Genomic DNA, 25,057 nt, shown 5'->3' with positions numbered 1-25,057 from the left:
ATGGACGACGAGCCGCGGAGCAGGCGAAGCGGCTCACTTCAATGCCCCTCCTCTGCAAAATCCGCCAAGACGTAGCGGCTTCGGAGCTCATCTCCTACCGCACAGGGCAAGCCTGACGGCGAGCGACACCGCATGCAGACCATACGGTGACTGACGTACCGGTCACGGGCGTCTCGCCACGCCTGCGGCGCAGTCGCGGCGGTATGAACGACGTGTTGTGGCCCGCTATCACTCGGCTCGGGGTTGAGCTGCATCCCCTCGGCACGGCGAGGCCTGTCGATCCACGCCGGGTTGCAACCGATCGCGTCGGCGATGAGCCTTGCATCCATGCCAGCCTGCTCGATCAAGTCATGTTGATCCACAAACCCACCCTCCAGCAGCTCGGCAGGCCGGGTACCCAGCAGACGCGCAACACGAGTCAACAACCTGGCCGACGGCTCAGAGCCAGCAGTATTCGCCCCAGGCGCCTCAAGGGAGCCGGCGAGCGCCTTGGTGATCTCGGCATCACACAGCACGCGCTCAAAGCCCGGAACAGCCACCACAGCCAGTACAGAGCGGCCATACCGCTGCTTTGCTGCCAGCTCAACGCTGGCGGTGGGCTGGTTGCCGGCGCGCTGTATCACACGGCCGTTATTGAGGACCAGCAAATGAAGCCAGACGCGAGACTGGAGTGGATCGTTGGCCGCGCTCAGCGCTTCGACGATTTCGACCTTGTGTGCGACCAACTCTGCCAGCAGCGCAGCGCATGGCGGGCGATCCGACTGGAGTTGTAGGCCGGACTCGCCAAGCGTCATCTTCACCCCAGCCTCGATAGCGCGACCAATCAAATCAAAGGCGTTCATAGCGTCATGCTCCATTGGCCAATGGCATCGGAGTTTTCGCTTGCAGGCAGTGGCGAATGTGGCGAATGTGGCGAAAAGGCCCGGCGTTCGGGGTTGTCGGCATGGCGAACGGGTGGCGAATCCTGGCGAATTTCAATTCGGTTGAGCCAACCCGCTCTGTGCGATTCGCCATCGTTCGCCAAGGGTTCGCCATCAGTCGCACCCGTAAGCATGCGGGTTTTCGCCACGTTCGCCGCTTTCGCCGCATCTGCGGACAGCTCGTGCGGATTGAGCTCGAATGCCTGGTTGCCACCGCCCGGAAAGGCCAACCACCCTGTTGAGGTCAGGGTCGTCAACATGGACCGCGCTTTGCGGGCTGAGCGAAACTTGCGCGGCCCCGTCTTGATCAAGTCAGTCACGGTTCGCACGTTAGGATGCGTTTTCAGCCAGCCCAATAATTCCAACGCATCGCGGTTGCCGTTCGATTCAGCTGCGTTGTGGCCGAGATACCGCGACCACTCCAACAGAGAATGCTCAACAACCTCGCAGGCGGCCGCCATGGTCTGCTCGCTGATAGCCGGTTCCCCCTCGAACAGGGCGAACACAGCAGCGAGGCGACGCGCCAGTTCGCCGCTACGGCTCGCAAAAGGCTTCAGCGGCCCGCCGTACTCCCCGAGGCCGCCTTGCTCCGCCTCGACGCGGTTGTAGAACGCCAGCCAGGTGAGAACCGCGTCAGGCTCCAGGCTGATGACGGGTGGCTTAACGGCGCCGTCTGAACCCACGAACGACTCGAGGCGAGCGATCTCCTTACAACGATCCCAGTAGCGCTGTACGGCCGGGTCGTAGTAGGCGCTGGCCTTGATGCTTTCAACGGTCAACAGACGAGTCCCGGCCAACGAGGGCGCAGCAGCCAGTAAAAAGCGTGGCAGAAAGCCCTGGCCTTGCAGCAGCGGATCGTTGAGCGCTTGGCGCACCGTCACTTCCTGAGCCAGCATATGCACGCTAAAGCGGCGATCGTAGGCAATGCCATTGCCAAACTCGCCGACCCGGTCGCGCTCGGCCCTGCCGCTGTCGAAGAGCTTCACAAGACCGCCGAGCGTGGCCGCTATGGTGTCGGATTTCATGCTGTGCCCACCCAGAATGCGGCCACCCTCGTCCGTTGCCCACATGGCCGAGGCCATGCCCTTGATGAAATCCCCGGCGATGCGCTCAAACGTGGCGTCGGTATACAGGGTGCGCGGATCGCTCGGCGCAACGGTCTGTTCCTTGAATTCCTCCAGTGCCTTGCCGCTCAATCCGGCCTGCATGCTCCGGAACGCGCTCATGGCCGTGGCGTATTCGTCCCGCGCGGTGCGCTCGGTTTCCTCAACAATTCTGAAGGCCAGCCGGTAGCACTCGCTCTTACGGTCGCCCGAGTCAGCCAGCGCCAACTGAAACAACGAACACGGCATGCCGTCTGGATTATGAAGATGCGGCGCGTTAATCCTCGTTTGGGCAAGGTACGCGGCAGCCGCAATCGTGCACTGGCCGGCTAGCACCTCCGGCGCAGCGACGTGATGCGCAATAGCGCGCACGGCATTGCGCATGATCAACGGCAGGCTGTCGGTTGGGTACGGCTTAGGTGGCGGCTGGGTCGGCAGTGGATCAGGCATTCGCCATTCAATGCACGGCGTCTGAGCTTCGGTCATAAGCGGCGGCTTCATGCTCGCACCTCCCGCCACTGACGCAGATCATTGAAGTCAGACAGGTGTAAAGGCGCTCCCTCTGGCCAAGCCGGCAGGACGTACTGGCAGCCAAGAGCGGCCGCCGCGTCAATGGCCGAACTCTTGCCCGTGTTCGGCCTGCCCTCAGCTTCAGCCTGGCGATCATCGTCCGCGCCTATGATCAGCACGGCTTGCGGGTAGCGGCGCTGCAATTCCTGACCGAGCGGCAGCAGGTTGCGGGCGCTCATGGCAGCGGCCACCGGCATCCCCGTCTCCTCGTGAAGCGTCGCGGCAGTGGCAACGCCTTCGACGATGTAGAGCTCGCGTGCAGCCTCGATACGCCCAAACGGGCAGTAGCATCCGGCCATGCGCGCGCCCTTCTGGTTGCGCTTGTTACCGTCAGGGGTGATGAATTGGAGAGACACCAATTCGCCGCGCCAATAGATCGGGACCAGCAGCAATTGCCCAAGCTGGCGCAGGTGATACGGCCCGATGCCCTTACGGACCAGGTAAGGAAACGCCGGATCAGCCGGTCGCCCCTTGCGCCACAGGCACAGCGCTCGGGTGGCCGCTTTGCTCCACTCGGCTTGTTGCTCAGCGGCGGCCTGCTGCTGGCGCTGCTCGCGCATGCCGGCAATGCGCTGACGATCCGCCTCCTCTTGCAGGAAATCTCGCTTTGGCTGTTTACCCATGCAGATGCCCAGACGCTCGGCGATCAATTGAGACGCCTCTCCTTGGCGGCAGCCCTGCAGATAAGCCAGCAGTGACACCAGGTCGCCGCCGCCGTCGCCGCTCGCAAAATCATGCCAGACGCCGGTGGTCAGGTTGATACTGAACGACCCAGGCTTGCGGTCGCGGCGCACCGGGTTGGTTGGCCAGTATTCCTCGCCTTTGCGTTGGCCGTCCGGCAGCCAGTCAGCCAGCAGGGTATCGGCTGCCAGCAGCGCGGCTTCGGCGACGCGCTGAATCACAAGATGCAGAGCCATCAGTGCAACCCCTTCGGCGCGTTGTACATCGCCAGCGACGCGACATCGATGCACTCAAGCAACGTGCCGCCGCTCAACCCCATGTTTTTCAACATGGCCCCCAAGTGCATGAACGCCGCCACCAAGACGATTTCGTTTGGCGTGCCGGACGTTCGGGCGTAGCCCATGATCAGCGGAAATAATTCGCAGAGGACGAACGCCTCATGGTCCTGGATGCGGTGTCCTGAATAAATGCTCATGGCTGGATCAGCTCCATCAGGCCAATAAACGCAAGCACCTGCAGCGGCGCGAGGGTCAGCACGCACTCCCAGAACACCGGATCGGTGAAGACTTTTTTCAGGCCGAGCGATGCCCGAACCGCCGGTTGGCAGTTTTTCTTTGCTTGCATGGTTAGGCTCCGGGTTGGATGGAGGCGACAGCCGTCGGGTAGATCACCGCAACGGAGCCAGAGAACAAAGCCATGGCAGCCGGCAGCTCAGGGACCCCGCGCTCCGCCAGCACATCAGCGAACACGGCCACAAAGCCGCGCAGGCGCTCGTCGGTCGCCTGCAGGTTGCTCCAGTTCAGCGGCACATCAATCAGGTCGCCCAGCGCCTCGGCCAACAGCGTCTGCCGGGCTTGGCGATCAACCATCGAGGCAATCCTCGCTACAGCCAATACAGCCGATTGGTAGCCGTCGAAAAAGTCGGTGCCCATTACGCACCCCCTTTCTGGAGGCCGCTGACTACGAAGGCATCAAGATCCACACGGCGATAGCGCACGGCGCGGCCCATACGCACGAAACGCGGCCCCATATGGCGAGAGCGCCAAGACATTAAGGTCGCAGCCGAGAGGTGCAGATAGTCTGCAGCCTTTGCCGTATCGAATAACTCATCAAAACCGGATTGCCCGGTCGGTGTTTGGGTATCAAGCATGTTCTCACTCCAAGAAGGTACAAATGGAGCGGGCTGCAGCACGCTTGGGATCTAGAATATTGATTTGGTACTTAATCCGGCACCCCGAATAAATACGCCCGAAATTCAAAATGCGTTCAGTCATCGAGCACTAGCTCCAACGGGATCATCCCACCGAGACGAGGTTCTTTTGTACTCCGCAGATAGGGCTTGCGTTCGTAGTAGCTGGCTTCAATTTTTTTGTGCCAACGCTCGATCATATTCTCCCGATAATTCGCATCGCGCGCCGAGTGATCTGCGTCGTCATGTTTTTCATGCCAGGTTTTGGCTACCTTATGAATCGCACTGTTCTCGGAGCAATCCGGATGAGCTTCAAGCTCGACCTGGACGTCCATGGCCATGTTGAATTTCTGGGCGTTATTGGTACGTCGACCGCGAGTACGACGCGGCGGAGGTAGGGCCTTTTCCCGACAGGCTTTCAGCTGAAGTGCATGCTTCTGACGTTCAGCTTCCAGCATTTCAAAGGCGAGCCGATGTGCAGTGACATCAATCTTTGGACTGGTGGCGACGTCTGCGGCCAACGCCTCCAAAGCCAGAGCGTAATCCTCGCCGTTTGCATGCGGGGAAGGACGGCCGGCATTGCTCTTGCGACTGGCCTGCCGAGCTTTCCACTGACGAAACCCTTTGCGCTTCTGTTCGGCCAGCTCAGTGAGCGTTTGCACTGCATGGGCCGCATCGGCTGCAGGCAAGACGGAGCCACGCCGGCAGAACAAGAGGAACCGTTCCAGCAGCTCGAGGTGTGCCTTCTGGCTGTCCCTGGCCATGATGTACAGGCTGGCGTCGGCTTCGAGAGGAGGAAGATGTCGGAAGCGAGCCAAGACATGACCGTCGTGAAGCTCGGTGGGCGTTAGGTCCGATTTCTGCGCTGACGGCGCTGGAGACGAACCATTGCTAGGCAGCAACTTGTTATCGGTCGGATCGCTCATGCTCATTGCTAGCGTTACCTCATACCAGGACGGGTTACGTGGTGAGCAGCCGCTTCAGCTGCAGAACAGTCAGCCAGGGCCTTGAGCGATGCAATATCCGATGACAGTTCGAGCACACCATCGCCAAATCAGAAATCTTAGTTTTCTGCGAGGCCTCCATTTCGCTAACGGGGATCTGGTGATGAGCCTCGATGAAATCAGCTCCTCTGTTCCCATAAACAGCCTCAAAATCAAAACCGCACGCCTCGCAGAACAGCCGCTTATTCATTTTTTTGAACTGCGCCTTCGCTTGAGTCACCAGAACCGAGCTTCGCTCCCGAGCAGTGTGTTTTCGCTCGATGATCTTCCCTTCTGGAAAGCCCTCTCCCGTCCTTTCATTTTCGTCAAAGTCACGATCGCCGAGCTCGAGAAACCAAAATTTCCTCTTGTTCTCGTAAGGCTGGACACCCAGGTTGCGGCAATATTTTAGGTATTCACGTTCCAGCCGGTCATCTTGCGCCAGTTTGCCGAGTAGCTTGTTTATAGCCGGGTCGGTTTTTCTCCCATCTATGCCTTCCTTCTCCCGCTTATGCACAACCATCGAATTGTGTGCGTAGCCAATGTAGCGGCTCGGAGCGAAGCGAGTTTCGGCACCGGCTTGATAGGCGACAAAGCAGCGTCCCTTCTGTATTAAACCGACACAGAAGGCTTGCTCTTCACTCGAACCCTCGCAAAGATATCTCTCGAAAAGCTCAAGGTTCTCTTTGATTTCCGCAACCGAAGCAACAACGTCCATATTTCAATCCAAATCCAAGTTAAGTTATGGCGCTTACCATCCAAGAAGCAACGCAACGTGTTCTTCTTCGGATGAGCGCAGGACTTCAAACGAAACCGCTTGTTTTGCAGAGCGGTGCAATGAGTCATCCATTCACACGGTGACCCCACCGACTCCCTGCTCGATTAGCAACTTGGCGAACTGCTCGCCATCCACCAATTCGATACGCACGCCGCTTTCGGCCGTGTAGGCCGACGCGCAGTCGTAGGCTTTATCGCTGATAGTGCCTGAAGTGATCACCATGCCGAGGTCAGCCCCTACGTCCTCGATGCCCTCGATCAGCTGCTGAACAACCGCAGTACCTACAGGCGCTCGCTCGTCCCAGTGCTTCGCCTGGACAGCTAGCTTGTACGAGAACGTTTCCGCAATGCGGAAAGTCGCGACGACATCAGCACCTTTATCAAGGCGGCGGGCGACAACCTCGGCTGTCTGGGCTCCCATTGATTTCAGCAAACCTTTGATAAGGTGCTCGAAGGCGAACGAGTCCATGTGGCCTTTGCGAAGCTCTTCGACGGCTACGTTCGCCAGCTTCTTCTGTAGTTCCTCTGCGAATGAGGGCTTTTCGCCCTGCGCAGCCCGGCTCAAGACATCCTCGATTTCAGCGATCAAATCAGTAGCTTCTGCCGTAGCGCCATAGACTTTCATCCGCGAAATTAACGGAGCCTTGGCAAATTCGCGCGGAATCGCCCTCTTGCTATTCAGCCATGTGACGGCGCGTCGGAAGGCCGCATCACGAGCTACGCCTTCTTCTGAGTAGAACGCATCCCCGGCAATTCTCCCAACGAAGAACCTGGTGCCATGAGGCACCACAACGAGATCACCGACGTTCATCTCACGAAGGAACCGCCAGAGATGACCGGCCGCCGAGCCGGCTCGGTGCTGCGTCGCATCGGTAGGGTAATACTGTTGTTTTAGAGCCGAGCGGAAGCCCGAACGACGGAGCGCCGGGTCGATCAAGGCTGCACAGCGACACCACCCAATCATCACCTCGTCAGTTTCTAGCGCCTCGTGAAGGCGATCAATTCCGCTTGGAGCGATTCGAAGTACAAAAGCCTGCATTGCGGCACCTATCCGTAGTAAAGCTAATGATAGTCAGCAGTGATCGCAGATCGCCAGCAGTGCGATATTCTCCGCATCTTTTGCGAAGGATTAATCCCTTGCTGCTCCTCGCTCTGCTGCTTGGCTACTTGCTGGGCAGGCTCCAGAACCGCCGATGGCGGCGTGACCGCTACGTCTCGCTCGCCCGCAAAATCCAGCTCATTGCCGAACGCAACGAGAACCTCGGACTTCGCCGCAAGGGCAGGCGGCCGTCTCTACGCCCTTCGCAGAAATGGCTGCTGGGCTTGCTCCACTGGCTTTCGCCAACGCTGAGCCGCTACACGCTCTTTCATCCGCAGACGCTTCTCGGATGGCATCGCCGCTACGTCAAAAAATACTGGTGGCTGATCTCCGGCAAGCCTAGCGGCAGACGGGTCGGGCGTCCTCGAATCGACAAGTCGATCGAGCAGATCATCTTGCACATCAAGGCGGAGAACCCTTCTTACGGCGCCGAGCGCATCGCCGCGCTCGTGACGGAGCAGCTGGGCGTGCCCGTGTCGGAAAGCACGGTGCGCAACGTACTCAAGCGAAACCCCTCCAGCCGGAAACCGTCAGGTCAATCGTGGGCGACTTTCCTGGCCAACCACCGCCACCTGCTTGCCTCGATGGACTTCAAAGTCACCTTCGATTGGCGCGCACGTCCGCTATACATCCTGTCGGTCATCGATCACCAGCGGCGGCGTCTGGTGCGGTGCTGCAGCACACGGCACCCGACCAGCGATTGGGTCGCGCAGCAGATGCGCGAAGCGTTTCCCTTCGACGAGGCACCGGCCATGATGCTGATGGACCACGACAGCATCTTCTTACCCATCATCAAGCACACCCTGCCGGCGATGGGTGTCCAGGTTGTACGCACTGCGGTAGGTTGCCCAAGGCAGAACGGAACGGTGGAGCGATTCAATCGCACGCTGACCGAGGAATTGCTCGACCACGTCGTTCCCCTGGACGAGACGCACCTGAACCGATTGTTGACCGAGTACCAGGCTTTCTACAACACGGCTCGGCCGCACCAAGCCAACCAGGGTCAGGCTCCGGAACAAGCAGCCGCGGCGAACGATGCTTCCTTCGTTCCGGGGACGTTGCGTGCAGAAACGGTGCCTTGGCTCGGCGGGCTACATCACAGCTATCGCCGCGCCGCCTGACCGCCTAACACACGAGCACACCCTTTCCAGGCCTTCGGCGCCTACAGCCGAGGCGTCGCTGTGCGTGGAAACTGGCGGATGTGGCGAATCAAGGGAGCTGCACCGGGAAGGAGAACCAGAAACGGCTGGTCATGGGACGCCAGATCGTCTCAGCGGCGAGCTTGGATGCTCGTTTTTTGAGCAGGGCTAGACCGCGAGAACGGCTTCGATGGATTTTTGCACCCTACAGGCTCAGCTCATACCCTTGATATTCACTGAGCACTTCGACGTGGATCGTGATTAATCGGGCCAGTTCTGCTTGGGTAGCCAGCGCAGTCTGGATCGATGTTGCGTCTTGCAGTATCTGCATGGAATTTCCTTTTCTGAGGACAAAAAAAAACGCCCAAGGATGATTCCAAGGGCGTCGGTTGGGTGATTCATGTGTGCAGCTTAGGGATCTGTTTCAATTACCCCCTTAAACGCAAAAACCCCACCTCCTTGTGAGAAGCGGGGTTCTTGTTTATAGCGTTACAGCTTCAAGAATCAGGGGACACGTACTAGGTACGCTCCCTTCTTCTATCGTTAAGCAATGTCAGCAAACAGGATGCTACCTGCGGCTGCGGTGGTTGCACCTGTGATCTCGATCAGGCTGGTAGCGCCAGTGACACCTTCGAGGTTGACAAGAACGTCCTGCGCGCCATTCTCAGCGAACACATAGGTGTTGCTACCGAACTGGAAGGCAAGGATGTCGCCCGCAGTTGCAGCAACAGCCTGAGCCTCTGCCAGCCACTCACCAAGAGTGTCAACAGTAGCGGCGCCAGCGCCACCCAGAGTCAGAATGCCGTCCTTGACAGTGTAAGTCACACCGGCAGCTTGGCCAGCCTGAGCTGTAGCATTACCTTCTACGTTCAGCGGAAGGTCAGCGGAGGCGCCATCAATGTCCAGGCTCAACAGGCTGAAGTTAGCGCCGCCAGCGGTGGAGCCCTGGAACGCTGTAGCCACGTTAGCAGCACCGCCCGCACCAACCAGATCGGCCGCAGTGGTGATGGCCGAGGACAGGTTAAAGCCCTTGACGGTGTCTGAAGCAGCGGTGCTGGAGTCAGACGAAGTGCCCGCAGTGGAAGCAATGCTGATTACATCGCGACCAACGCCAACATTGATGATGTCAGCACCCAAGCCACCCGAAACGATATCGTTACCAGCGCCACCGGTGATAGTGTCGATAGCAGCGTTACCGGTCAAGGTATCGTTACCCGCACCACCAATGATGGAGACTGCTGCAGTTGCAGTGGCGTTCACGGAAGCAAAAGTCACGCCCAGGTTAGCGGAAGTATCGATAGTGCTGGCGTCATCACCCTTAACACCGCTCGCGTCGAACGAAGTAATGGCAGTGTTGGCTGTATTGTTGGTGATCGCCAAGCCATTGTTACCCGAAACTACAACCTTGGTAGCCTGAGCATTAGCACCAAGAGTCAGCGAATCTTGGGTAGCGGCCTTCAGTGCGGTAGTGGTGCCGGCATCGACCGTGGAAATGTTGAGGGTCTCAACGCCAGCAGCCGTAACGGTACCGAAGTTAGCGGCTGCGCCATTGTTGCTTAACTTGATGTTGAACGTATCGCCGGCGTTCAGAACAGCATTATTAACGTTGGCAGCGATGGTGCCAGCAACAGCGCCGTCCAATGTCAAGCTACCGCCAGTAGTAAATCCGTTCAGAGTCAACGTGTTAGCAGCAGTCACGCCACGAGTCACAACGCTATTGACACCGTTGATGCCAGCCAAGTTGATGGTAGTGTCAGTTGCTCCAGTAGCAACATCCAAGACCTCAAAGCCAGTGAAGGCTGTGTTGAAAGCCGCAGAACCATCTGCAGCGTCAGCCTCAGCAGCAGTCATCTTGATGGTGTCGGTGCCATTACCAGCAGCGACCGATCCTACAAGACCAGCAGCAGTAGAAGCAGCACCGCCGTAAGTTACGGTGTCATTGCCGTCGCCCATGGTGATGGCTTTAGTGAAGGCGTTTGACAAAATAATGCTGTCGTTACCAGCACCACCGGTGAACGATACGTTAGCACCCAGAGCAGTAGTACCCAGAGTGACACCTGCAGTGTTAGTGGACACTACGCTGGTGAGCGCGCCGAATGTGTTATTAGTCAGGGTAACAGCAGCGTCGCCCGAAACGTTCAGGGTGGTCACGCCAGCAGCTGTCACGTTTGCAATGGTAGAAGCGGCGGTTTTGCTGTCGATGTTAAGCGTGGTGTACGGGGTAGACAGGCCGATCGCTGCGCCAGTCAGACCGTTCACATTCATCGCCAGAGTAGTCGCGGTCTGGGTAGCATCAGCTGCGCCGCCGTTAACGCTCAGAGTACCGCCAGTGCGCGACAGGTTCAGGGTAGCCAGTGCGTCAGAGTTGACGGCCGAACCAGTCCCGTAGCCATTGAGGCTGACGGAAGTAATGGTGTCGGCAGTCGCGGTAGCTTGGTTAGCATCGTTAACTGTGACCGCGCCATTTACAATAGCTGCGCTACCAATAACTCCGGTCGCGGTAGTTACCTGAGCCTTGGCAGCAGTTTGGTTAACGGTAACGCCCGTAGTGGTGGCGTTGCCGTTCACGATAATTGCGCCGCCGGTCAGAGTATCGCCAGCATTATTAGAAGAAGCGGAAGTCAGGTTCTGAGTGACGGTTACTGTCTTACCACCGGTAACCGTGACGTCGTCACCAGCACCTGTAGTCGCAAGAGCGCCATCAGTCAGACTGGTATTGGTGGTGACATTCACATCGCCCGATGCAGCAGTGGTACCACCAACATTAACAGAGCCAGCAGTAGCGCTAGCATCAGTTGCGGTAACAGTAACGTTCGAACCACCATTAACCAGCACGTTGCCGGCGCCCAAGGCGCTATCAGTAACGGTAACAGCGGTAGTAGCTGCGGCAGTCAAGCCCGCTGCAGCGGCACCGTTGACCCCAGTCACGTTCAGAGCAGTCAAACCAGCCCAGGAAGTGGTGTTCAAATCAACGGTGCTGTTGGTCAGCACGTTGACGGTCTCAATGTTGGAGATAGTTGCGCCAACAGGAGCAGTAACGGCACCAGCTGTGGTCAGGTTCAGGGTGTCGCTGCCCATACCGCCATTCAGCGTATCGCCAACTGTCAAAACGCGGCCAGCGGCAACGTCAGCGGCTACAAAAGTATCGTTACCGCTGGTACCGGTGAAGCTATCAGCACCAGTAGTGAGCATAATAGCCAGCCACTCTGCAATCCCTTTACACATCAAAGACTTACGCGCATTTTGAAGCCCTCGAAGCGCCCGCTTCCGACCACTTTCCTACCGCAAAAGGCATATTTTCAGTCTGATCGGATATTTCATTTGTCTTTTCAAAGACTTAGCCGAACTTCCTACCTATGTAGACGCAATTTACAGCCAATCCGACGTACCAACTTCCTACCAGAGCCAATCCATCAGGCATAAAGCCACCCTTTGTTGCTCCTTGGGTGGCTTTTGTTGCTTTTGGGCTGGGTATGCTGGTCTGTCTATTGTGGCGGCTTGGGCAGGTTTTGTGCTTCCACTTTACCCGAACCAACCATCATCATCGAGGATGGTGCGCACCGCCGTAAGCTTGACTACCCCCTCACCAAAACTACCACCCACGGGGTTGAAGACGTCGAGGTAGAAATATTCGCTGGGCTCGGGCGCGCTGTCGCCGATGATCTCCACCGGGATCACAGCCTGGTTCTCACCGGGATACAGGTTCAGGGTGCCACTGACGGCAAGATAGTCGCTTCCACCCAAGGCTGAGCCATCTCGCGTGGCGTAGTCCACGCTAAGGATCTCATTGGGATCGCTGCGCACGCCGGTGAACTGCAGCAGGAAGTAGACGTAGCTGGTACCGCTGTTGCCCTCGGCGACTTCCTTTTTGACCTCCTCCGGCTTGGTCGGCGCGTTCGGATAATTGGCCCGCAGGCTTTGGTCAATCCATTGCTGGTAGGCGCTCACCCGCTGCCAGGCGGCGATTTCACCGAAACTGCTGATCGTGCTGCTATCGATATCCGGATCGATGCTGCCCCGAGTCAGGCTGGCGGTATAGCTGGCAACTCCGGCGAGCTTGTTCTGCAGGAACGCGGGACCACCACTGTCGCCTTGGGCAATAAACCCTTCATCCAGACCTCGACCCAGGTCGTTGCGATAAATCAGGCGGCCCAGCGCATCGTTGGTGGAAGTGCCATTGTCGAAGTCGGCAATCAGTTGTGTTCCGGCGAGCGGTGTCCAGGCCATCCCAGAACCGAGGTAGCTCTTCAGCGTTGCTGCATCGGCATCGAACTGGTTGGCCGCCTTGAGGCGAATCGGACTGCTGGTATCTGTACTGGTGGCGCCCGCACTTCCCATGCCGGTTCGGCCATATCCCGAAAGTGTGAAGGCCTGTCCAATCTCGTCGCTATCTCGGTAAATGTCGTAACGATTGGCTGCTAAAGGCGCGCTCCCTGACAACCAGACAATCGCCAAGTCGTTGTTGCTGTCTACGTCGTACCCTGGGTGCTGGAGGATTTCGGTCGCGGTCAGAGTTTGCGTCCCACTCCCCGTTTCGAAGGTGACGCTGGCAGATCCCGTCCGTCCTTCGAACAGGTGAGCAGCCGTCAGAATGGCTCGGCCGTCAAAAAGCAAAGTCCCCGTGCCGTAGTAGCCACCAAAGCTCACACGAACTACACCATCGTAACCGTCACCCGGATAGGTACGGTAGCGGGAATCGGTGTAGTAGGTGGTCGTGGTTACCATCGGAGATAAGTTAGCTGCGGATAAGTGCACATTGTCTCAAACGCTCAGTTTCCTTGCGACGCTTTCGCCTGTTCGGTCTTCAGGATCACCCCAATCGCTCCGTCATCGCGGGTGACGAATTCAATGCCGGCCAGGGTCAGGGCCTTGGCCACCTTGTTGAGCGTGGAGCTGCGGCTGTCGGCCAGCGCCCCTTCCATGCGCAGCAGCGCCGACATCGAGATGCCCGAGGCCTTGAGCAGGTCCTCCCGGCTCCAGCCCAGCATCGCGCGTGCGGCGCGGATCTGTCTTCCGTCGATCATGGTCGACTCCTTCTTTTTTGCTCGGTCTTGGTAGGTGAATATTTCTGTTTGATTAGACGCTTTTTATGTCCTTTCAGGCGCATTGTATCGTAGCATGACCCTCAATAGATAGAGGAGCACGACGATGCCAGCACAAGCGTTGACGACCGAATTCCTGGCCACGCTGCCAGGTCGCGAGCCTGCCTCCGGGGCTGTGAGTTACTTCGATACGGAGATCAAGGGCTTCTTGCTGGAGCATCGCGCCAGCGGCGGAGCAACCTTCTACTTCCGCTACCGCGATGCGGCCGGCAAGGTGCGACTGAACCGGATTGGCCGGGCCGATGAGCTTTCGGTGTCGGACGCCCGGGCCAAGGCGCACAAGATGAAGCAGATGGTCACCGAGGGTGGCGACCCGAAGGTGGAGAGCCATCGCTTCAAGGATGTACCGACCTTCGGGGATTTCGTGGCCGAGCGCTATCTGCCCTACGCCAAGACGAGGAAGCGCAGCTGGGAGACGGATGAGACGATGCTGCGCAATCACCTGCTGCCGGTGTTTGCCGATTTCCGGATGAACCGGATCACCCGCTCCGATGTGGTGGCCTTCCACCACGCGGTGTTCGAGAAGGGCTACGCAGCGGGCACCTGCAACCGGATGATCGTGCTGATGAAGTTCATCTACAACTGCGCGATCCGCTGGGACATCCTGCCGCCCAAAGGCAATCCCTGTGATGGCGTGGAGCCCTTTGAGGACCACGGTGCGCGGGAGCGGTACCTGACCACCGAGGAGGTGCAGCGACTGTTTGATGAGCTGGACACCAACCGCAATGTGCAGGTGGGCCAGGTGATCCGGCTGCTGCTCTACACCGGTGCTCGCAAGCGCGAAGTCTTGGACGCCCGGTGGGACGAGATCGACTTCAACCGCCGGATGCTGACGGTGCCGGCAGCGCGCTCGAAATCGAAGAAGCCGCGTCACATTCCCCTGTCGGATGCGGCGGTGGAATTGCTGCTGTCCCTGCCTCGGCAGGACGACATCCCCTGGGTGTTTTTCAACCCGAAAACCAAGAAGCCGCCCGTGTCGATCTTCTACGCCTGGGACTCGATCAGGAAGAAGGTGGGCTTGGGCGAAGTGCGGCTGCACGACCTGCGGCACAGCTACGCGAGTTTCCTGGTCAACGCCGGACGGTCGCTGTACGAGGTGCAAAAGCTCCTGGGCCACCACGATCCGAAGGTGACGATGCGCTATGCGCACCTCTCACCGCAGGCGATGCTCGAGGCGGTCAATGTGGTGGGGAATGTCGTCACCGGTGCCAGGGCGAGCCGGCCGGTGGTGGCGAATCAGGGGCAAGTCGTTGTGGTGACTGAGATGGTGTGATCAGAGTTACGCATCAAGCACTTCTTTCGGTTCAGCCCGGACAAGGTGACGGCAGCCATCATTCGACTGGTACTTTTGATTATGTCTTTTGGGCATGAATGATCCTGTGACCATCAGGCCATGCATTGGCATCAGCGCTCGGAGAAGTCAATAACTTGACGCGGACAAAAAACTGACACTCCACGCCACGGCGTCCAAAAGGCGTAATCGGATCAGTCAAAAGACCAAACGATATGCATTCATCCTTTCCGCACTCTCGAAGGATTGGTTCGGGATCTCCGTCATAGCGGCTGACGTCTACAGAAAAATACGGGATTCTTTCTGCATTCGGATATGCCCCATACAGCCCCGCAAAAAACATATCTGCGGCAGAACGAGGAGGAGCAGAGGGTTGGTAGATACCAGGGGGGCCAATCAAATGGTGGCAAAGCATCTGAGTGCCGACAAGAGAATCATCCAACTTGAACACCATCTCTGCCATCGGAATTTGATTTTTGGCTGGATGATTGATCTTTCCAGATGAGTGGAATGACACGTACTCATGCTTTTTCGCAGCATCCAAGGGCAGCACAACTTCGTCGGCATAACTGAATCGCACAGACCCATCAGCGCACGCTACACCCTCTCCACGAGAAATTTCGGTTGCGTTGGTCTCTGCGCCGGTGTACAGGCTGCCATCACTGCCAAGCTCAATACGAAAGAGTCGCAAATAGAGCCCTGACAATAATCCCGGGCCATTGCTCATCACATACACGGGATGCTTGTTCTTCTTTGAACCTGGAATCAAACGAAACACAGGAATCAAATGTTCGTCATGCAAAGTTGGCCTCTCTGAGAAATCACTCGGACGCGACCTTACGTGCCCCACAATGTGGATAGCGGCGCCGCCCAGATTCCATCCCCCAAAGGCATTGTCTCGGTACCGTCGTACAGCAATACGCCCATCTTGAATTGGCTGCCCGCGAGGCTCGCCAGTTTCTTCAGCCCACGAAGATCGCTTTCCTTAACAGTGGCGGCTGCTTTGACCTCAACCCCCACCAGCTGTCCGGCAGCGTTCTCAATCACGACATCGACCTCGAACTTGTCAGCATCCCGGTAGTACATCAGGCGATAGTCGCCCTCTGCCGTGGTCGTGTGCTTGAGCAATTCCCCAAATACAAAGGTCTCCAGCACATTGCCAAACCGCGTGCGGTCCTGATGCACTTCCTCGACGGTCAAATCCAGCAACGCCGCCAGCAACCCGGAATCGACGAACTGCAGCTTTGATGTTTTCACGACGCGGTTCAGGCGGTTGCGTGCCCAGACATCGATGCGCTTGAGCAGGTACATCTGCTCGAATACGCCGACGTAACGAGAGGCGGTCTTGCCGTCCAGGCCGACCTGGCCACCGAGTTGGGTGTAATTGCACATCTGACCGGCTGTCTGTGCCAGGGCTCGAAGGAATCGCGGCAGCTGGTCGAGCTTCTCAATGCCCGCCACGTCACGGACATCGCGTTGGATGATCGCGTCGATGTACTGACGCGCCCACGCCACACGGCGCCTGGCCGAGGCGCGCGAAATCGCTTCAGGGTAGCCTCCACGTAGAACGCGCTCGATCAGATCATTGCCCAGTGCGGGCTGAACCACCTTAAGTATCCGGCCCGCGAAGGCGCCATCGATCCAGTTCGCCGAGCGCAGCTCGATTTCGCTCTGCGACAAAGGCAGCAGCGACAGCGTTTCCATCCGGCCAGCGAGTGAGTCGGCAGCCGTGGGCAACGCCATCAAGTTGGCCGATCCAGTGAGCAGGAAACGGCCAGGGCGCCGGTCTTCGTCCACGCTCTTCTTGATTGCCAGCAGCAACTGCGGTGCGCGCTGGATTTCATCGATCACGGCGCGATCCAGGCTGCGAATCATCCCGACCGGATCTTCTCGTGCCGACAGCAAAGTCAGTTCATCATCCATGGTCAGGTAGCGCAAGCCCTGTTGCTCTGCGATTTGCCGTACCAGCGTTGTCTTGCCGGCCTGACGAGGACCCGCCAGCAACACGACAGGCGTGTCCAGCAGGGCTTCAGCAATGCGCGGTTCGATCCGGCGCGGGAAAAGGGATGCGATGTTCATGCGTCCATGGTATCGTAAATCTCGGATCGCTACAACGTAAATTACGGAATCAATCGGCGTAAATATCGGAACCAAAGGACGTGAATCACGGAGTTGTATGGATTTCACCAGCTCCAAACGCAAAAATCCCCCGACCCCACCGCCGGCAAAGGCAGTGAGATCGGGGGATCGTCATTTCAGGTTGTCGTGCGCTACCGAACCGGCCCACGCCACTTGTCGAAGCTGCGCGCGCCGGTGTAGCCCAGGTAGCCAGCTCCGAACAGCCACCACAGGCTCTCGGGCACCGCGCCCAGCAGCTTGTTCAAGTTCTCCGCCGCCTGGAAGACGTGCGTTGGCCACCAGATGCCGATGATGGCACCCATCACGCACAGCAGGATCACGCCGTAGATCACGTACAGGAAGGTCGGCCGTGCCCGGCTGGTCCAGGGGTCGGCCGAATTGGCCTCAGCCAGGATCGCCGACAGGCTGGTCTGCATCTCCTGCAGCGCCAGCTGCCCTTCGGCTTGCAGTAAGGCGAGCTTGGCTTTTTCGCGCTCGGCAGGATCGGGCACCAGGCGGTCGATGAGTCGGCTGCCAGCTTCCAGCAGGCCCGGGGCCAAGGTGGCGAGAATTGGGGTCATGCCGTGCCCTCCACGAATTCAGCCATCCGATTCATCCAGCCGGCGGCAAACGCCGACTGCTTGGGGTCGTTGGTGATCAGCCGACCGAGGTGACGCAGGCGCTGCCCCAGCACCTTGCCGTAGAGCACACCTTGGTCAGCTTGTGCGAGTGCCGCGCGGGTCTTGGGGCCGATGACGCCATCAGCGGTCACGCCCAGCGAGCTCTGCAACCACTGCACCGCCCGCTTCGGCCCGGAATGCACACCGGCATCAACCAGCAAGTGCAGCAGTGCCGGATGCGTGATGGCCTCGAACCCGGGGCCGGTGATGTACTGCTGGCGGTAGATGGCACGGGCTTCCGCTTCCATCAGCGCCTGCACTTCAGTTGCGGTGGCGGGGCGACCGAGCTTGCGCCAGCTGCCCAGCGTCTGCGCGGTGATGCCGAAGTTTGTCGGCCCGCCCCGGTCGGCCGGATGATTCACGTAGCCGCCCTCGCGGCGCAGGATGTCATCGAGGATGGTGTCGATAGGGTTCATGGCCGCTCCTTGCCCAGACGCGTCTGCGCCCAGCGCTCCAGTTGGTAGATAGCCTGGCTGCCCATGTGGCCGGAGATACCGACCAAGGCTGCGGTCACCAGGGGATTGAACTGCGCGGCCTCGCACAGCCAGAAGGTGATGAGCCCGGCGAACGCCGAGGTGGCGATCTCACCGATGAGCTCGACCACGTTGAAGGCACGGGTCTCGCCCAACTTCACCTTGCGATAGAAATTGACCAGGCCACCCCAGGCGGCCAGGCCCGTCACCCACAGGTAGGTGATCAGGCCGTAGGTCGAAGGATCTTTGTCAGGGGTCACAGTGCTTGTCTCCTTATTTGTTGGGTTCGGTGGCGGCGTCGGTCACCTGAGCTGGTGAGGCAGTGAAGCGCTCGCACTCGACCTGCGTCGTGTAGCCCTGAGCACCCAGACGATGCTCGACGCGCTTGATGCGCCAGTCGGTCGGGATGCCTGGACGCAGAGAGAGCGAGAGCCTTCCTTCAGCAGCGAGTCGCGGATCGCCCGGCAGACTGAACGAAAGTTCGCCCTGCCCACGTTCACCGGTGTTCTTGCGCGTGGCAGCTGCGGCCTTGGCCTCGGCTTCGGTGGCGTGGACGTAGCGGATTTCCTCGAAGGGCGGCGATCCAGTGGTCACTTCCCGGCGCTCGCCTTTCTCGAAGTCCCACCAATAAGCCTTGGTGCCGCCGGTGGCTGTCGTCGGTGGTTTTTGCGTATCGCCATCGCTGGTCGAGCCGCTGCCGCCAGGTTTGCGCGCCGAGTGCCGGTAGCGCCACTCCGCCAGATCACTCGCTGTGAGTTTGATCGTCGGCATCACCTGGCCGGTGATGGTCTTGATCGCGCCTTGCCTGGCCAGTACCAGAAACCCCGCCACGGGCTTGGCCACGGCATCGTGTTTGGCCGCCAGGCGCGTGAGCAGAGCCATGTCCGACTCGGCGGTCTGATCCAGATGCGGGATCGCGATGGCGCCCAGCTCCGGGTCGATCTTGGCCTGATAGCGGTGCTCGGCAGCGATGGTCTCGACCAGTTGGCCCAGCGTCGTCGCATCCCAGGAGCGGGTCTTGGGACTGCGAAACGGCCCCACCATATCGGCGGCTTTGGCCGACACGGTCAGCGTCGCGGGCGGCGAGCGAATTTCGAGCTCATCGACGATGAAACGCCCCAAGGACACCAGCCGGGTTTCGGCATAGCCCAGTGACACGGTCAGCACCGTGCCGATGCTCGGCAGTTCGGCAATCGCGCCATCCTCACGGCGGCGATCATCGAGGGTCAGCTTCAGCTCATCGGACTGGATGCCAGCCTCGTCGGTAACGACCAGTTCGATCAACCGGTCGCGGATGGCGGCGGTAATCTCTTGGCTGCCGGCGTAGATGCGGAAGATGGGCTGCATCCTTGCCTCCTTACGACCACAGCCGGATCACCGGCGCTTCAGTCGGCAGCGGAAGATCGGGCAATTCAATCATCAGGCCAGCCACAAGGACAGGAGGCAACTGGGCCAGCTGCGGATTGGCTTCGAGCACGGCGGCAAGCACATCAATGCGTCCGTAGTGCCGCCAGACCAGATCGTCGAGCTCATCGCCATCACGGGTGATCACCCGTTTGAAGATCGGTCGGGTCATGACTGATCCTCCCCATAGGCCTTGAGCTTGATTCGGAACTCCAGCTTCCTGGGCTGACCGTCATCGGCGAACACCGTGCGGGTGTCGCCGATCTCCGTGATCACCCAGGCACCCCAGATGCGGCCCAGGCCATCGACCAGCTGCAGCGGTTTGCCGGCGTCCGCCAGCGCACGCATCGCCTCGACTTGGCCGAGGCCGCCCTTAAAGCTCGGGTAGACAACCCCATCGAGTTCGATCTCACCGACGTTGCGCCCGACGAACTGCAGGGCCGGATCGCGGTTAATCCGCGCCTGCTCCTGCCAGCGCCAGGACTGGTTGAGGGAAAACTTCTGGTAGGCGAGCGTGGCGATTTCAAAACGAAACTCGCCCAGGCCCAACATCACCCGTTCGGCCATGGCACACCTCCAAAGAGAAAAGAGGAAATCAGTCGTACATCGCTGCCGCCGGACTGCGGGTGGTCTCGCGCACAAGCGCACGCAGGCGCGACTCGATGAGTGCGGCAATCTCGCGCGCATCCATTCCGGGCGGAGCATTGACCGTGATCGGGGCGGACAGCGAGACACTGGTGTTGCCACGCGCAGCCAGAGGTTGCGCCGGCATCGTCACCGGTCTGGCACTCGCCACTGACGGACTGCCCGCCGACATCGGCGCGATGCCAACGGGTGCGGTACCGACGGAGGGGCGTGGCGCGACCAGCGCAGCAGTGCCACCGACCGCTGCCGGACGCGCAGTAGCCGGAGCCGTGGCAGTGGGCGACGCCGGCTTATCGCTACCGAAGAGCGAACCGAACCAGTCGCCGACATGCTTGCCGGCATTCATCACCCAGCCAATCTTGCCGGCGATCCAGTCGATGGCTTGACCGACGGTGGCGGTGATGCCGGACCAGAGACCGGTCATGAAATCCGCCACCGGTTGCCAGGCCGCACTGATGAGAGCCAATGGGGAGAAGGACACCAGGGCCGTAAAACCCTCAATCACCCACCTCACCAGCGTGCCCACCGCGCGGATCGGCAAGGTCAGCACCGTGAAAGCTGTGCTCAACACACTGCCGATCACCGACCCGAGAGACTGGCCGGAGGCGGACAGGCTGTTGAACTCCTCCGTGGAGAGTGTCACTGGCGCGAGCAAAGCCCCGACCCAGCCCACCACCCGGCTCACGCCATCGGCGATGAAACCGAACACGGAAGCCACCGCCTGCCCAATCGGCGCCACCGGTGCCAGTGCTGTGGAGAGACTGGTGATGGCCGGCTGCATGGCCGAACGAATGCCCTCGAACACACCGCCGACGTATACGGCGATGGGGTCCCAGTATTTGCGGATCACCAGCGTGAGGCCAGCGACCGCCACGCCAATGCCCGCTACGATCCAGGTGATCGGGTTGGCGAGCAGCGCGGCCGTCGTTGCACCAATCGCCGGCAGCATCGACCAGAAGGCCAGTACCGCCGACTTGATCGGTGCAATCAAACCGAGGGCACCGGTCTGAATGCGGCTCCAGGCGACCGACAGAATGCCGGCGCTCGCCCCAGTCGTGGCAGCCTGCACTTGCAGCAGTGCCAAGCCCGCCCGTGCCGACTGAAACGCCACCTGCGCTCCCAGAATCGGCCCCTTCACAAAGGTCCAGGCGTAACCCAGCGCAATCGTCGCCACCTTCAGCGCCAGCACGGCACCGACAGTGCCGACCACCACCTGGGTGACGACAGGAAACCGTTCGGCCAGATTGGCTAGGCTGTCGATGGGCGTCATCAACACGCCCACCAGGTTGTTCAAGGCCGGCAGCAGCGCATTGCCCACCGTGATGCCCAAGCGGCTCATCTGGTTCCTCAAGAGCTGCAGATTGTTGGCTGTGGTGGCCGAGCGCGCCTCGTACTCCTTCTGCATCGAGCCGGCGTAGGCGGTCTGATCGGCCACCAGGCCCACCGCCTTCTCGTAGGTCTCCATCGAGCCCACCAGCTTGGCGATGTCGTCGGCGTACTCCATACCGAAGAGGTCCGACAGCGTACCCATCAGGTCGGGGGCGTTTTTTACCTGCCGTAGGAAAGTCGTCAGCGCCCCTTGGGCATCGCGCTGGATCATCTTCTTCATGACCTCAGCGGACAACCCGATGTCCTGCAGCCCCTGCTGGAATTTCTCGTTTTGCTTGTCGGCGGTGGCCAACTTCATCAGCAAGGCATTGATGCCGGTAGCCGCCACCTCCGGGGGCGTCTTGAGCGCCAGGAAGGTAGCCCCCAGAGCGTTCAGCTGCGCGCCGGATAGACCAAACAGCTTCGCCGTCGAGCCCGCCCGGTTGGCGATGTTCAACAGATCGGACGCTTTGGCATCCATGTTGTTGGACAAGTGGTTGATGGCGTTGCCGAGATTGACCACCTCGTCCTGGGTCAGCCCGAAGATCGAGCGCAGGCCGGTCATCGCGGCACCAGCCTGCTGACCTGACAAGTCGAAGGCCACGCCCATCTTGGCGGCGTCCTCGGCAAAGCGCAGCAACTCCTCGCGGGCGATACCGGCCTGACCGGCGGCGGCGACGATGGCCCCAATGCCGTCAGCAGCCATCGGAATGCGCGTCGACAGCAAGAGCACATCTTTGCTCATCTGCCCGAACTGCTCCGGCGTGTCGAAGTTGACCACCTTCTTGACGTCGGCCATCACCGACTCAAACTGGACCGCCGGTTGCACCAGGCCATAGAGCGCGCCACCCAAGGCGACCGCATCCATCATCTGGGCGCGGTAGGCGCTACGGTTCTCCAGATTCCTGGCCTGCGCTTGCTGGGCACGGGTCAGGGCTTCGGTGCGGGCGCGCAGGGTTTCGAGCTGGCTGCCGAGCCTAGTGGACTCCGCACCCATCGCCCGGGTGTTCACGCCGGCACGCTCCAAAGATGTGCTCAGTTCATCAACGGCCGAGCGCTGGCGACGGTAGGCATGCTCAGCCCGAGCCGCTGCTGCGCGGGCACGCTCGAGTTCGCGGGCCTGCTTGGTTGTGGCACCACCATCCTGGCCAGCAATGTTCGCTTCCAGGCCATAGACTTTCTGCTGGGCAGCACGCATGGCCAGCGCCGCATCCTTGGCCTGGGTGCGCAAGGTCTCCAGCTGCTTGATACCGGACTGCTTGTTACCCAGTTCGGCCATTGTGGAGCCCAACTGGTTCAACTGCGCCTGGGCACCGCGCACCGCCGAGCCGAGCGAGGCCGCCAGCGTGGCACCGATGCTGATCTGAACGGGATGCGCTGTGGCCATGACGTACCTCAGGAAGACGGCGTGGCCGACAAGCGCCGCGCCAATGACAATGCCTCGACCAACTCGCTCACCTCCAGTGCAAGCAACTCGGATCGAGGCCAGTGGGTGTAAAGGGCGAGCTCCACCACGAGGGCGGAAAGCTCACCCGGATTCACTGCAAAAAACCGCCCAGCACCTTCTGCAGTTGGGCGTAGTCCTTCATATCGAGCTGATGGATCGCGGCGGGTGGCAGTTCAGCCAGGTTGGCGATCAGCCGGATTTCGCGTTCAGCGTCGGTGCCGGCCGACTTCTGCGCCGCCAGGTGGTCGCCCACGGTGGGACGGCGCAGGGCAATATCGGCAATGGGGACGCCGTCGTGCTCGATGGGAAAGTTGAGTTTGATGCGTTCGGCAGTGCTCATTCGATGTTCTCCTTATCGTTCATCACAAACCAATCGCCGCACGAATGGCTTCCATCTGATCGGTACCGCCGACCTTTCGGACCAGGTTGATGGCATCGATCTCGATCAACTCTTCGTCATCAATGGTCAGCTTGTAGTAGCTGGCGGCCACCGAGACCTTGAGGGTGCTTTTGTCGCCCGGCTTCCAGGTGCCGGCGTCGAGCTCTTTCCAGCCACCGCGCAGATTGACGATGACGGGCTTGGCTTCTGCCCCCTGCGCCTGGATGGCGCCCCGGATGGTGATTTGCGTCGCAGCGTTGTCGAGCAGGCCAAACAGCTTGAAGACTTCCGGATCGTGGTCGGCGATGGTCAGCTCGGCTTCGAGCTTTTCCATACCGAGATCGATCTCGACCGGCAGATCCATGCCACCGGCGCGATGCTCCTCGGTCTTCAAGGTGAGTTTTGGCAGTTGGATCTCGTCGATGCGCCCGGCGTAGCCGCGACCATCGACAAAGAGATTCATGTTTTTCAGCACACGGGGCAGTTCGATGGCCATTACAGAATCTCCTCGAGATAGTCATCGACCAGGTGCGAGCGGAAAATAATGTGCTCAGCCGGGTACGGCGGGGTGAAGTCGAAGTTGAAGTAGATCTTCCCGTCCTGGATGGACTGGGGCGAATTGAGGTCCGGATCGGCCCAGCACTTGCCTCCGAGAATCGCGCCCTGGGCTTTGAGTTGGCGCAGGTAGGCGTTGACGCCTTCGGTGACTTCCTCGACATAGGTCTTGGTGATGTTGCGATCCACCGCCCAGAGGTGTGCTCTGAGCAGCGACTCGTTGATCATGTCGGCGGTGCGCCGCACCGAAAGGAAGGCCCACTTGGGGTCCGAAGAACAGGTGCGGTTGCCCCACAGGCGGTAGCCATCCTCCTGAATGATGGTGGCCACCTCGTTCTCGTTGAGCAGGTTGGCCCGGGCATTCGGATCGCCCAGCGCGAAGTCCACCGGACGGTGGCTGCCGACGATGCCGTTGATGACGTTGTTCGACGGCGACCACCAAAAACCCCGGTCGTTGTCGATCTTGGCAATCAGGCCAGCGACGCGCGCCGACACCGGTTCGGTCACGACTGCGCCGCTCTTCATCACCTTGACGTGCGGATCGACCACGTAGATGCGCGGCGAGCCCCAGTCCTCGCGGTAGTCGATGGCGGCAGCGTCCGTGGTGTTGGGGCCATCGGCGATGATCACCGCGCGCAGGCGTTCGGCAATGCCCAGCAGTTCCGCCACCACCGGGTTCGCCAGTTGGCGGGTGTCGTCATCGGGATCAATGGGGCGCTGGTGCGTAAAACCCGGTGCGATGAGGATGCGTGGCGTGACCTTGGCCACCGACTGGGCAGCCAAGAGCGCCTGCAGGCCAAGGTACTGACCGGCCTCATCAACGCCACCGAGCACGTGGGTCTGTGTCTCGGCCTCGGTCGCCCCTTCGGCCACCCGGATCACGACCACCAGCGCACCGGCCTGATCGAAGATGCCGTCAATGGCCATCGGCAAGGTCCCAGTGGCGCCCAGCTTGGCCGCCTCCAGGCGAGAGCCGGCAATCAGCACCGGCGTGTTCAGGGGAAAGCTGTGCTCATCGGCATCCGGTGCGGTGCCGACAAGCCCGATCACGGAGGATCGGACCGTGCGAATGGGACGTGGGCCGTTGTCGATTTCAACGACCTCGACCCCGTGAAGAAAGTGATCTGCCATGGG

General features: G+C 60.0%; 28 protein-coding genes. 2 read left to right on the top strand and 26 right to left on the bottom strand.

All coding sequences use genetic code 11. The annotated features are described in order from the left end of the window. Positions 1-38 precede the first annotated feature (38 nt). From IEG05_RS00275 to IEG05_RS00230, 10 genes are all read right to left on the bottom strand, one after another. Complete coding sequence (locus tag IEG05_RS00275; protein WP_191121425.1) at positions 39-842, bottom strand: hypothetical protein; 804 nt, start codon at positions 840-842, stop codon at positions 39-41. Beyond that, positions 839-2,524 (bottom strand): DUF3987 domain-containing protein, encoded by a 1,686-nt coding sequence (locus tag IEG05_RS00270; protein ID WP_191121424.1) that lies wholly within the window; start codon positions 2,522-2,524, stop codon positions 839-841. The genes IEG05_RS00275 and IEG05_RS00270 overlap by 4 nt, the downstream gene beginning before the upstream one ends. Continuing rightward, positions 2,521-3,510: a toprim domain-containing protein gene (locus IEG05_RS00265; protein ID WP_224742609.1), complete on the bottom strand. Its 990-nt coding sequence runs from the start codon at positions 3,508-3,510 to the stop codon at positions 2,521-2,523. Before IEG05_RS00265 ends, IEG05_RS00270 begins: the two co-directional genes overlap by 4 nt. After that, a complete protein-coding gene (locus IEG05_RS00260) occupies positions 3,510-3,749 on the bottom strand; it encodes a hypothetical protein (RefSeq protein ID WP_191121423.1) in 240 nt (79 codons plus the stop codon). Before IEG05_RS00260 ends, IEG05_RS00265 begins: the two co-directional genes overlap by 1 nt. Then, entirely contained in the window at positions 3,746-3,898 is a 153-nt protein-coding gene (locus IEG05_RS00255) for a hypothetical protein (protein ID WP_191121422.1), read from the bottom strand. Before IEG05_RS00255 ends, IEG05_RS00260 begins: the two co-directional genes overlap by 4 nt. A 2-nt stretch (positions 3,899-3,900) precedes the next feature. After that, positions 3,901-4,206: a hypothetical protein gene (locus IEG05_RS00250; protein WP_191121421.1), complete on the bottom strand. Its 306-nt coding sequence runs from the start codon at positions 4,204-4,206 to the stop codon at positions 3,901-3,903. Then, complete coding sequence (locus IEG05_RS00245; RefSeq protein ID WP_191121420.1) at positions 4,206-4,424, bottom strand: helix-turn-helix transcriptional regulator; 219 nt, start codon at positions 4,422-4,424, stop codon at positions 4,206-4,208. The genes IEG05_RS00250 and IEG05_RS00245 overlap by 1 nt, the downstream gene beginning before the upstream one ends. A gap of 116 nt (positions 4,425-4,540) precedes the next feature. Further along, positions 4,541-5,389 (bottom strand): hypothetical protein, encoded by an 849-nt coding sequence (locus IEG05_RS00240; protein ID WP_191121419.1) that lies wholly within the window; start codon positions 5,387-5,389, stop codon positions 4,541-4,543. A gap of 34 nt (positions 5,390-5,423) precedes the next feature. Beyond that, positions 5,424-6,164, bottom strand: a complete 741-nt coding sequence (locus IEG05_RS00235) for an HNH endonuclease (protein WP_191121418.1) — start codon at positions 6,162-6,164, stop codon at positions 5,424-5,426. 132 nt (positions 6,165-6,296) lie between these two features. Beyond that, positions 6,297-7,262 carry a restriction endonuclease gene (locus IEG05_RS00230; RefSeq protein ID WP_191121417.1) on the bottom strand — a complete coding sequence of 322 codons (966 nt, stop codon included), beginning with the start codon at positions 7,260-7,262 and terminating at the stop codon, positions 6,297-6,299. A gap of 98 nt (positions 7,263-7,360) precedes the next feature. On the opposite strand from IEG05_RS00230, the gene IEG05_RS00225 reads away from it, so the two are divergent. Beyond that, positions 7,361-8,443 carry an integrase core domain-containing protein gene (locus tag IEG05_RS00225; RefSeq protein WP_191121416.1) on the top strand — a complete coding sequence of 361 codons (1,083 nt, stop codon included), beginning with the start codon at positions 7,361-7,363 and terminating at the stop codon, positions 8,441-8,443. A 223-nt stretch (positions 8,444-8,666) separates the two neighbouring features. On the opposite strand, the gene IEG05_RS23455 is transcribed toward IEG05_RS00225, so the two are convergent. The 4 genes from IEG05_RS23455 to IEG05_RS00210 all read right to left on the bottom strand — a co-directional run bounded on the left by IEG05_RS23455 (position 8,667) and on the right by IEG05_RS00210 (position 13,485). Then, the gene (locus tag IEG05_RS23455; RefSeq protein ID WP_263481081.1) at positions 8,667-8,792 is read right to left on the bottom strand and encodes a hypothetical protein; all 126 of its coding nucleotides are present in this window, start codon (positions 8,790-8,792) and stop codon (positions 8,667-8,669) included. A 212-nt stretch (positions 8,793-9,004) separates the two neighbouring features. Beyond that, positions 9,005-11,653: a beta strand repeat-containing protein gene (locus IEG05_RS00220; protein WP_191121415.1), complete on the bottom strand. Its 2,649-nt coding sequence runs from the start codon at positions 11,651-11,653 to the stop codon at positions 9,005-9,007. A 330-nt stretch (positions 11,654-11,983) separates the two neighbouring features. Continuing rightward, a complete protein-coding gene (locus tag IEG05_RS00215) occupies positions 11,984-13,186 on the bottom strand; it encodes a trypsin-like serine protease (RefSeq protein ID WP_191121414.1) in 1,203 nt (400 codons plus the stop codon). 44 nt (positions 13,187-13,230) lie between these two features. Continuing rightward, entirely contained in the window at positions 13,231-13,485 is a 255-nt protein-coding gene (locus tag IEG05_RS00210; RefSeq protein WP_191121413.1) for a helix-turn-helix domain-containing protein, read from the bottom strand. Between the two features lie 124 nt (positions 13,486-13,609). Here IEG05_RS00210 and IEG05_RS00205 point away from each other — a divergent pair, with 124 nt between their 5' ends. Continuing rightward, complete coding sequence (locus IEG05_RS00205) at positions 13,610-14,836, top strand: site-specific integrase (RefSeq protein WP_191121412.1); 1,227 nt, start codon at positions 13,610-13,612, stop codon at positions 14,834-14,836. Between the two features lie 79 nt (positions 14,837-14,915). On the opposite strand, the gene IEG05_RS00200 is transcribed toward IEG05_RS00205, so the two are convergent. The 12 genes from IEG05_RS00200 to IEG05_RS00145 form a co-directional block, all read right to left on the bottom strand. Next, on the bottom strand, positions 14,916-15,656 hold the full coding sequence (locus IEG05_RS00200; RefSeq protein WP_191121411.1) for a hypothetical protein: 741 nt from the start codon (positions 15,654-15,656) through the stop codon (positions 14,916-14,918). Between the two features lie 35 nt (positions 15,657-15,691). Next, positions 15,692-16,933, bottom strand: coding sequence for an ATP-binding protein (locus IEG05_RS00195; RefSeq protein ID WP_191121410.1), 1,242 nt, complete (start codon positions 16,931-16,933; stop codon positions 15,692-15,694). Between the two features lie 191 nt (positions 16,934-17,124). Continuing rightward, positions 17,125-17,553 (bottom strand): holin family protein, encoded by a 429-nt coding sequence (locus tag IEG05_RS00190; RefSeq protein WP_191121409.1) that lies wholly within the window; start codon positions 17,551-17,553, stop codon positions 17,125-17,127. Beyond that, positions 17,550-18,068 (bottom strand): glycoside hydrolase family 108 protein, encoded by a 519-nt coding sequence (locus IEG05_RS00185; protein ID WP_191121408.1) that lies wholly within the window; start codon positions 18,066-18,068, stop codon positions 17,550-17,552. Before IEG05_RS00185 ends, IEG05_RS00190 begins: the two co-directional genes overlap by 4 nt. Next, a complete protein-coding gene (locus IEG05_RS00180) occupies positions 18,065-18,385 on the bottom strand; it encodes a phage holin family protein (protein ID WP_191121407.1) in 321 nt (106 codons plus the stop codon). Before IEG05_RS00180 ends, IEG05_RS00185 begins: the two co-directional genes overlap by 4 nt. Positions 18,386-18,398: 13 nt before the next feature. Then, positions 18,399-19,472: a phage late control D family protein gene (locus IEG05_RS00175; protein WP_191121406.1), complete on the bottom strand. Its 1,074-nt coding sequence runs from the start codon at positions 19,470-19,472 to the stop codon at positions 18,399-18,401. Positions 19,473-19,482: 10 nt separating this feature from the next. Continuing rightward, the gene (locus IEG05_RS00170) at positions 19,483-19,701 is read right to left on the bottom strand and encodes a tail protein X (protein WP_191121405.1); all 219 of its coding nucleotides are present in this window, start codon (positions 19,699-19,701) and stop codon (positions 19,483-19,485) included. Continuing rightward, positions 19,698-20,096: a phage tail protein gene (locus IEG05_RS00165; protein ID WP_191121404.1), complete on the bottom strand. Its 399-nt coding sequence runs from the start codon at positions 20,094-20,096 to the stop codon at positions 19,698-19,700. The genes IEG05_RS00170 and IEG05_RS00165 overlap by 4 nt, the downstream gene beginning before the upstream one ends. 28 nt (positions 20,097-20,124) lie before the next feature. After that, on the bottom strand, positions 20,125-22,929 hold the full coding sequence (locus tag IEG05_RS00160) for a phage tail tape measure protein (RefSeq protein WP_191121403.1): 2,805 nt from the start codon (positions 22,927-22,929) through the stop codon (positions 20,125-20,127). Between the two features lie 151 nt (positions 22,930-23,080). Beyond that, the gene (locus IEG05_RS00155) at positions 23,081-23,329 is read right to left on the bottom strand and encodes a phage tail assembly protein (protein ID WP_191121402.1); all 249 of its coding nucleotides are present in this window, start codon (positions 23,327-23,329) and stop codon (positions 23,081-23,083) included. 22 nt (positions 23,330-23,351) lie between these two features. After that, on the bottom strand, positions 23,352-23,864 hold the full coding sequence (locus tag IEG05_RS00150; RefSeq protein WP_145770244.1) for a phage major tail tube protein: 513 nt from the start codon (positions 23,862-23,864) through the stop codon (positions 23,352-23,354). Then, complete coding sequence (locus IEG05_RS00145) at positions 23,864-25,054, bottom strand: phage tail sheath protein (protein WP_191121401.1); 1,191 nt, start codon at positions 25,052-25,054, stop codon at positions 23,864-23,866. Before IEG05_RS00145 ends, IEG05_RS00150 begins: the two co-directional genes overlap by 1 nt. Positions 25,055-25,057 lie beyond the last annotated feature (3 nt).

It is taken from the genome of Stutzerimonas kunmingensis (genome assembly GCF_014764705.1).
GTDB lineage: Bacteria > Pseudomonadota > Gammaproteobacteria > Pseudomonadales > Pseudomonadaceae > Stutzerimonas.
This window is presented reverse-complemented; position numbering and strand designations above follow the sequence as displayed.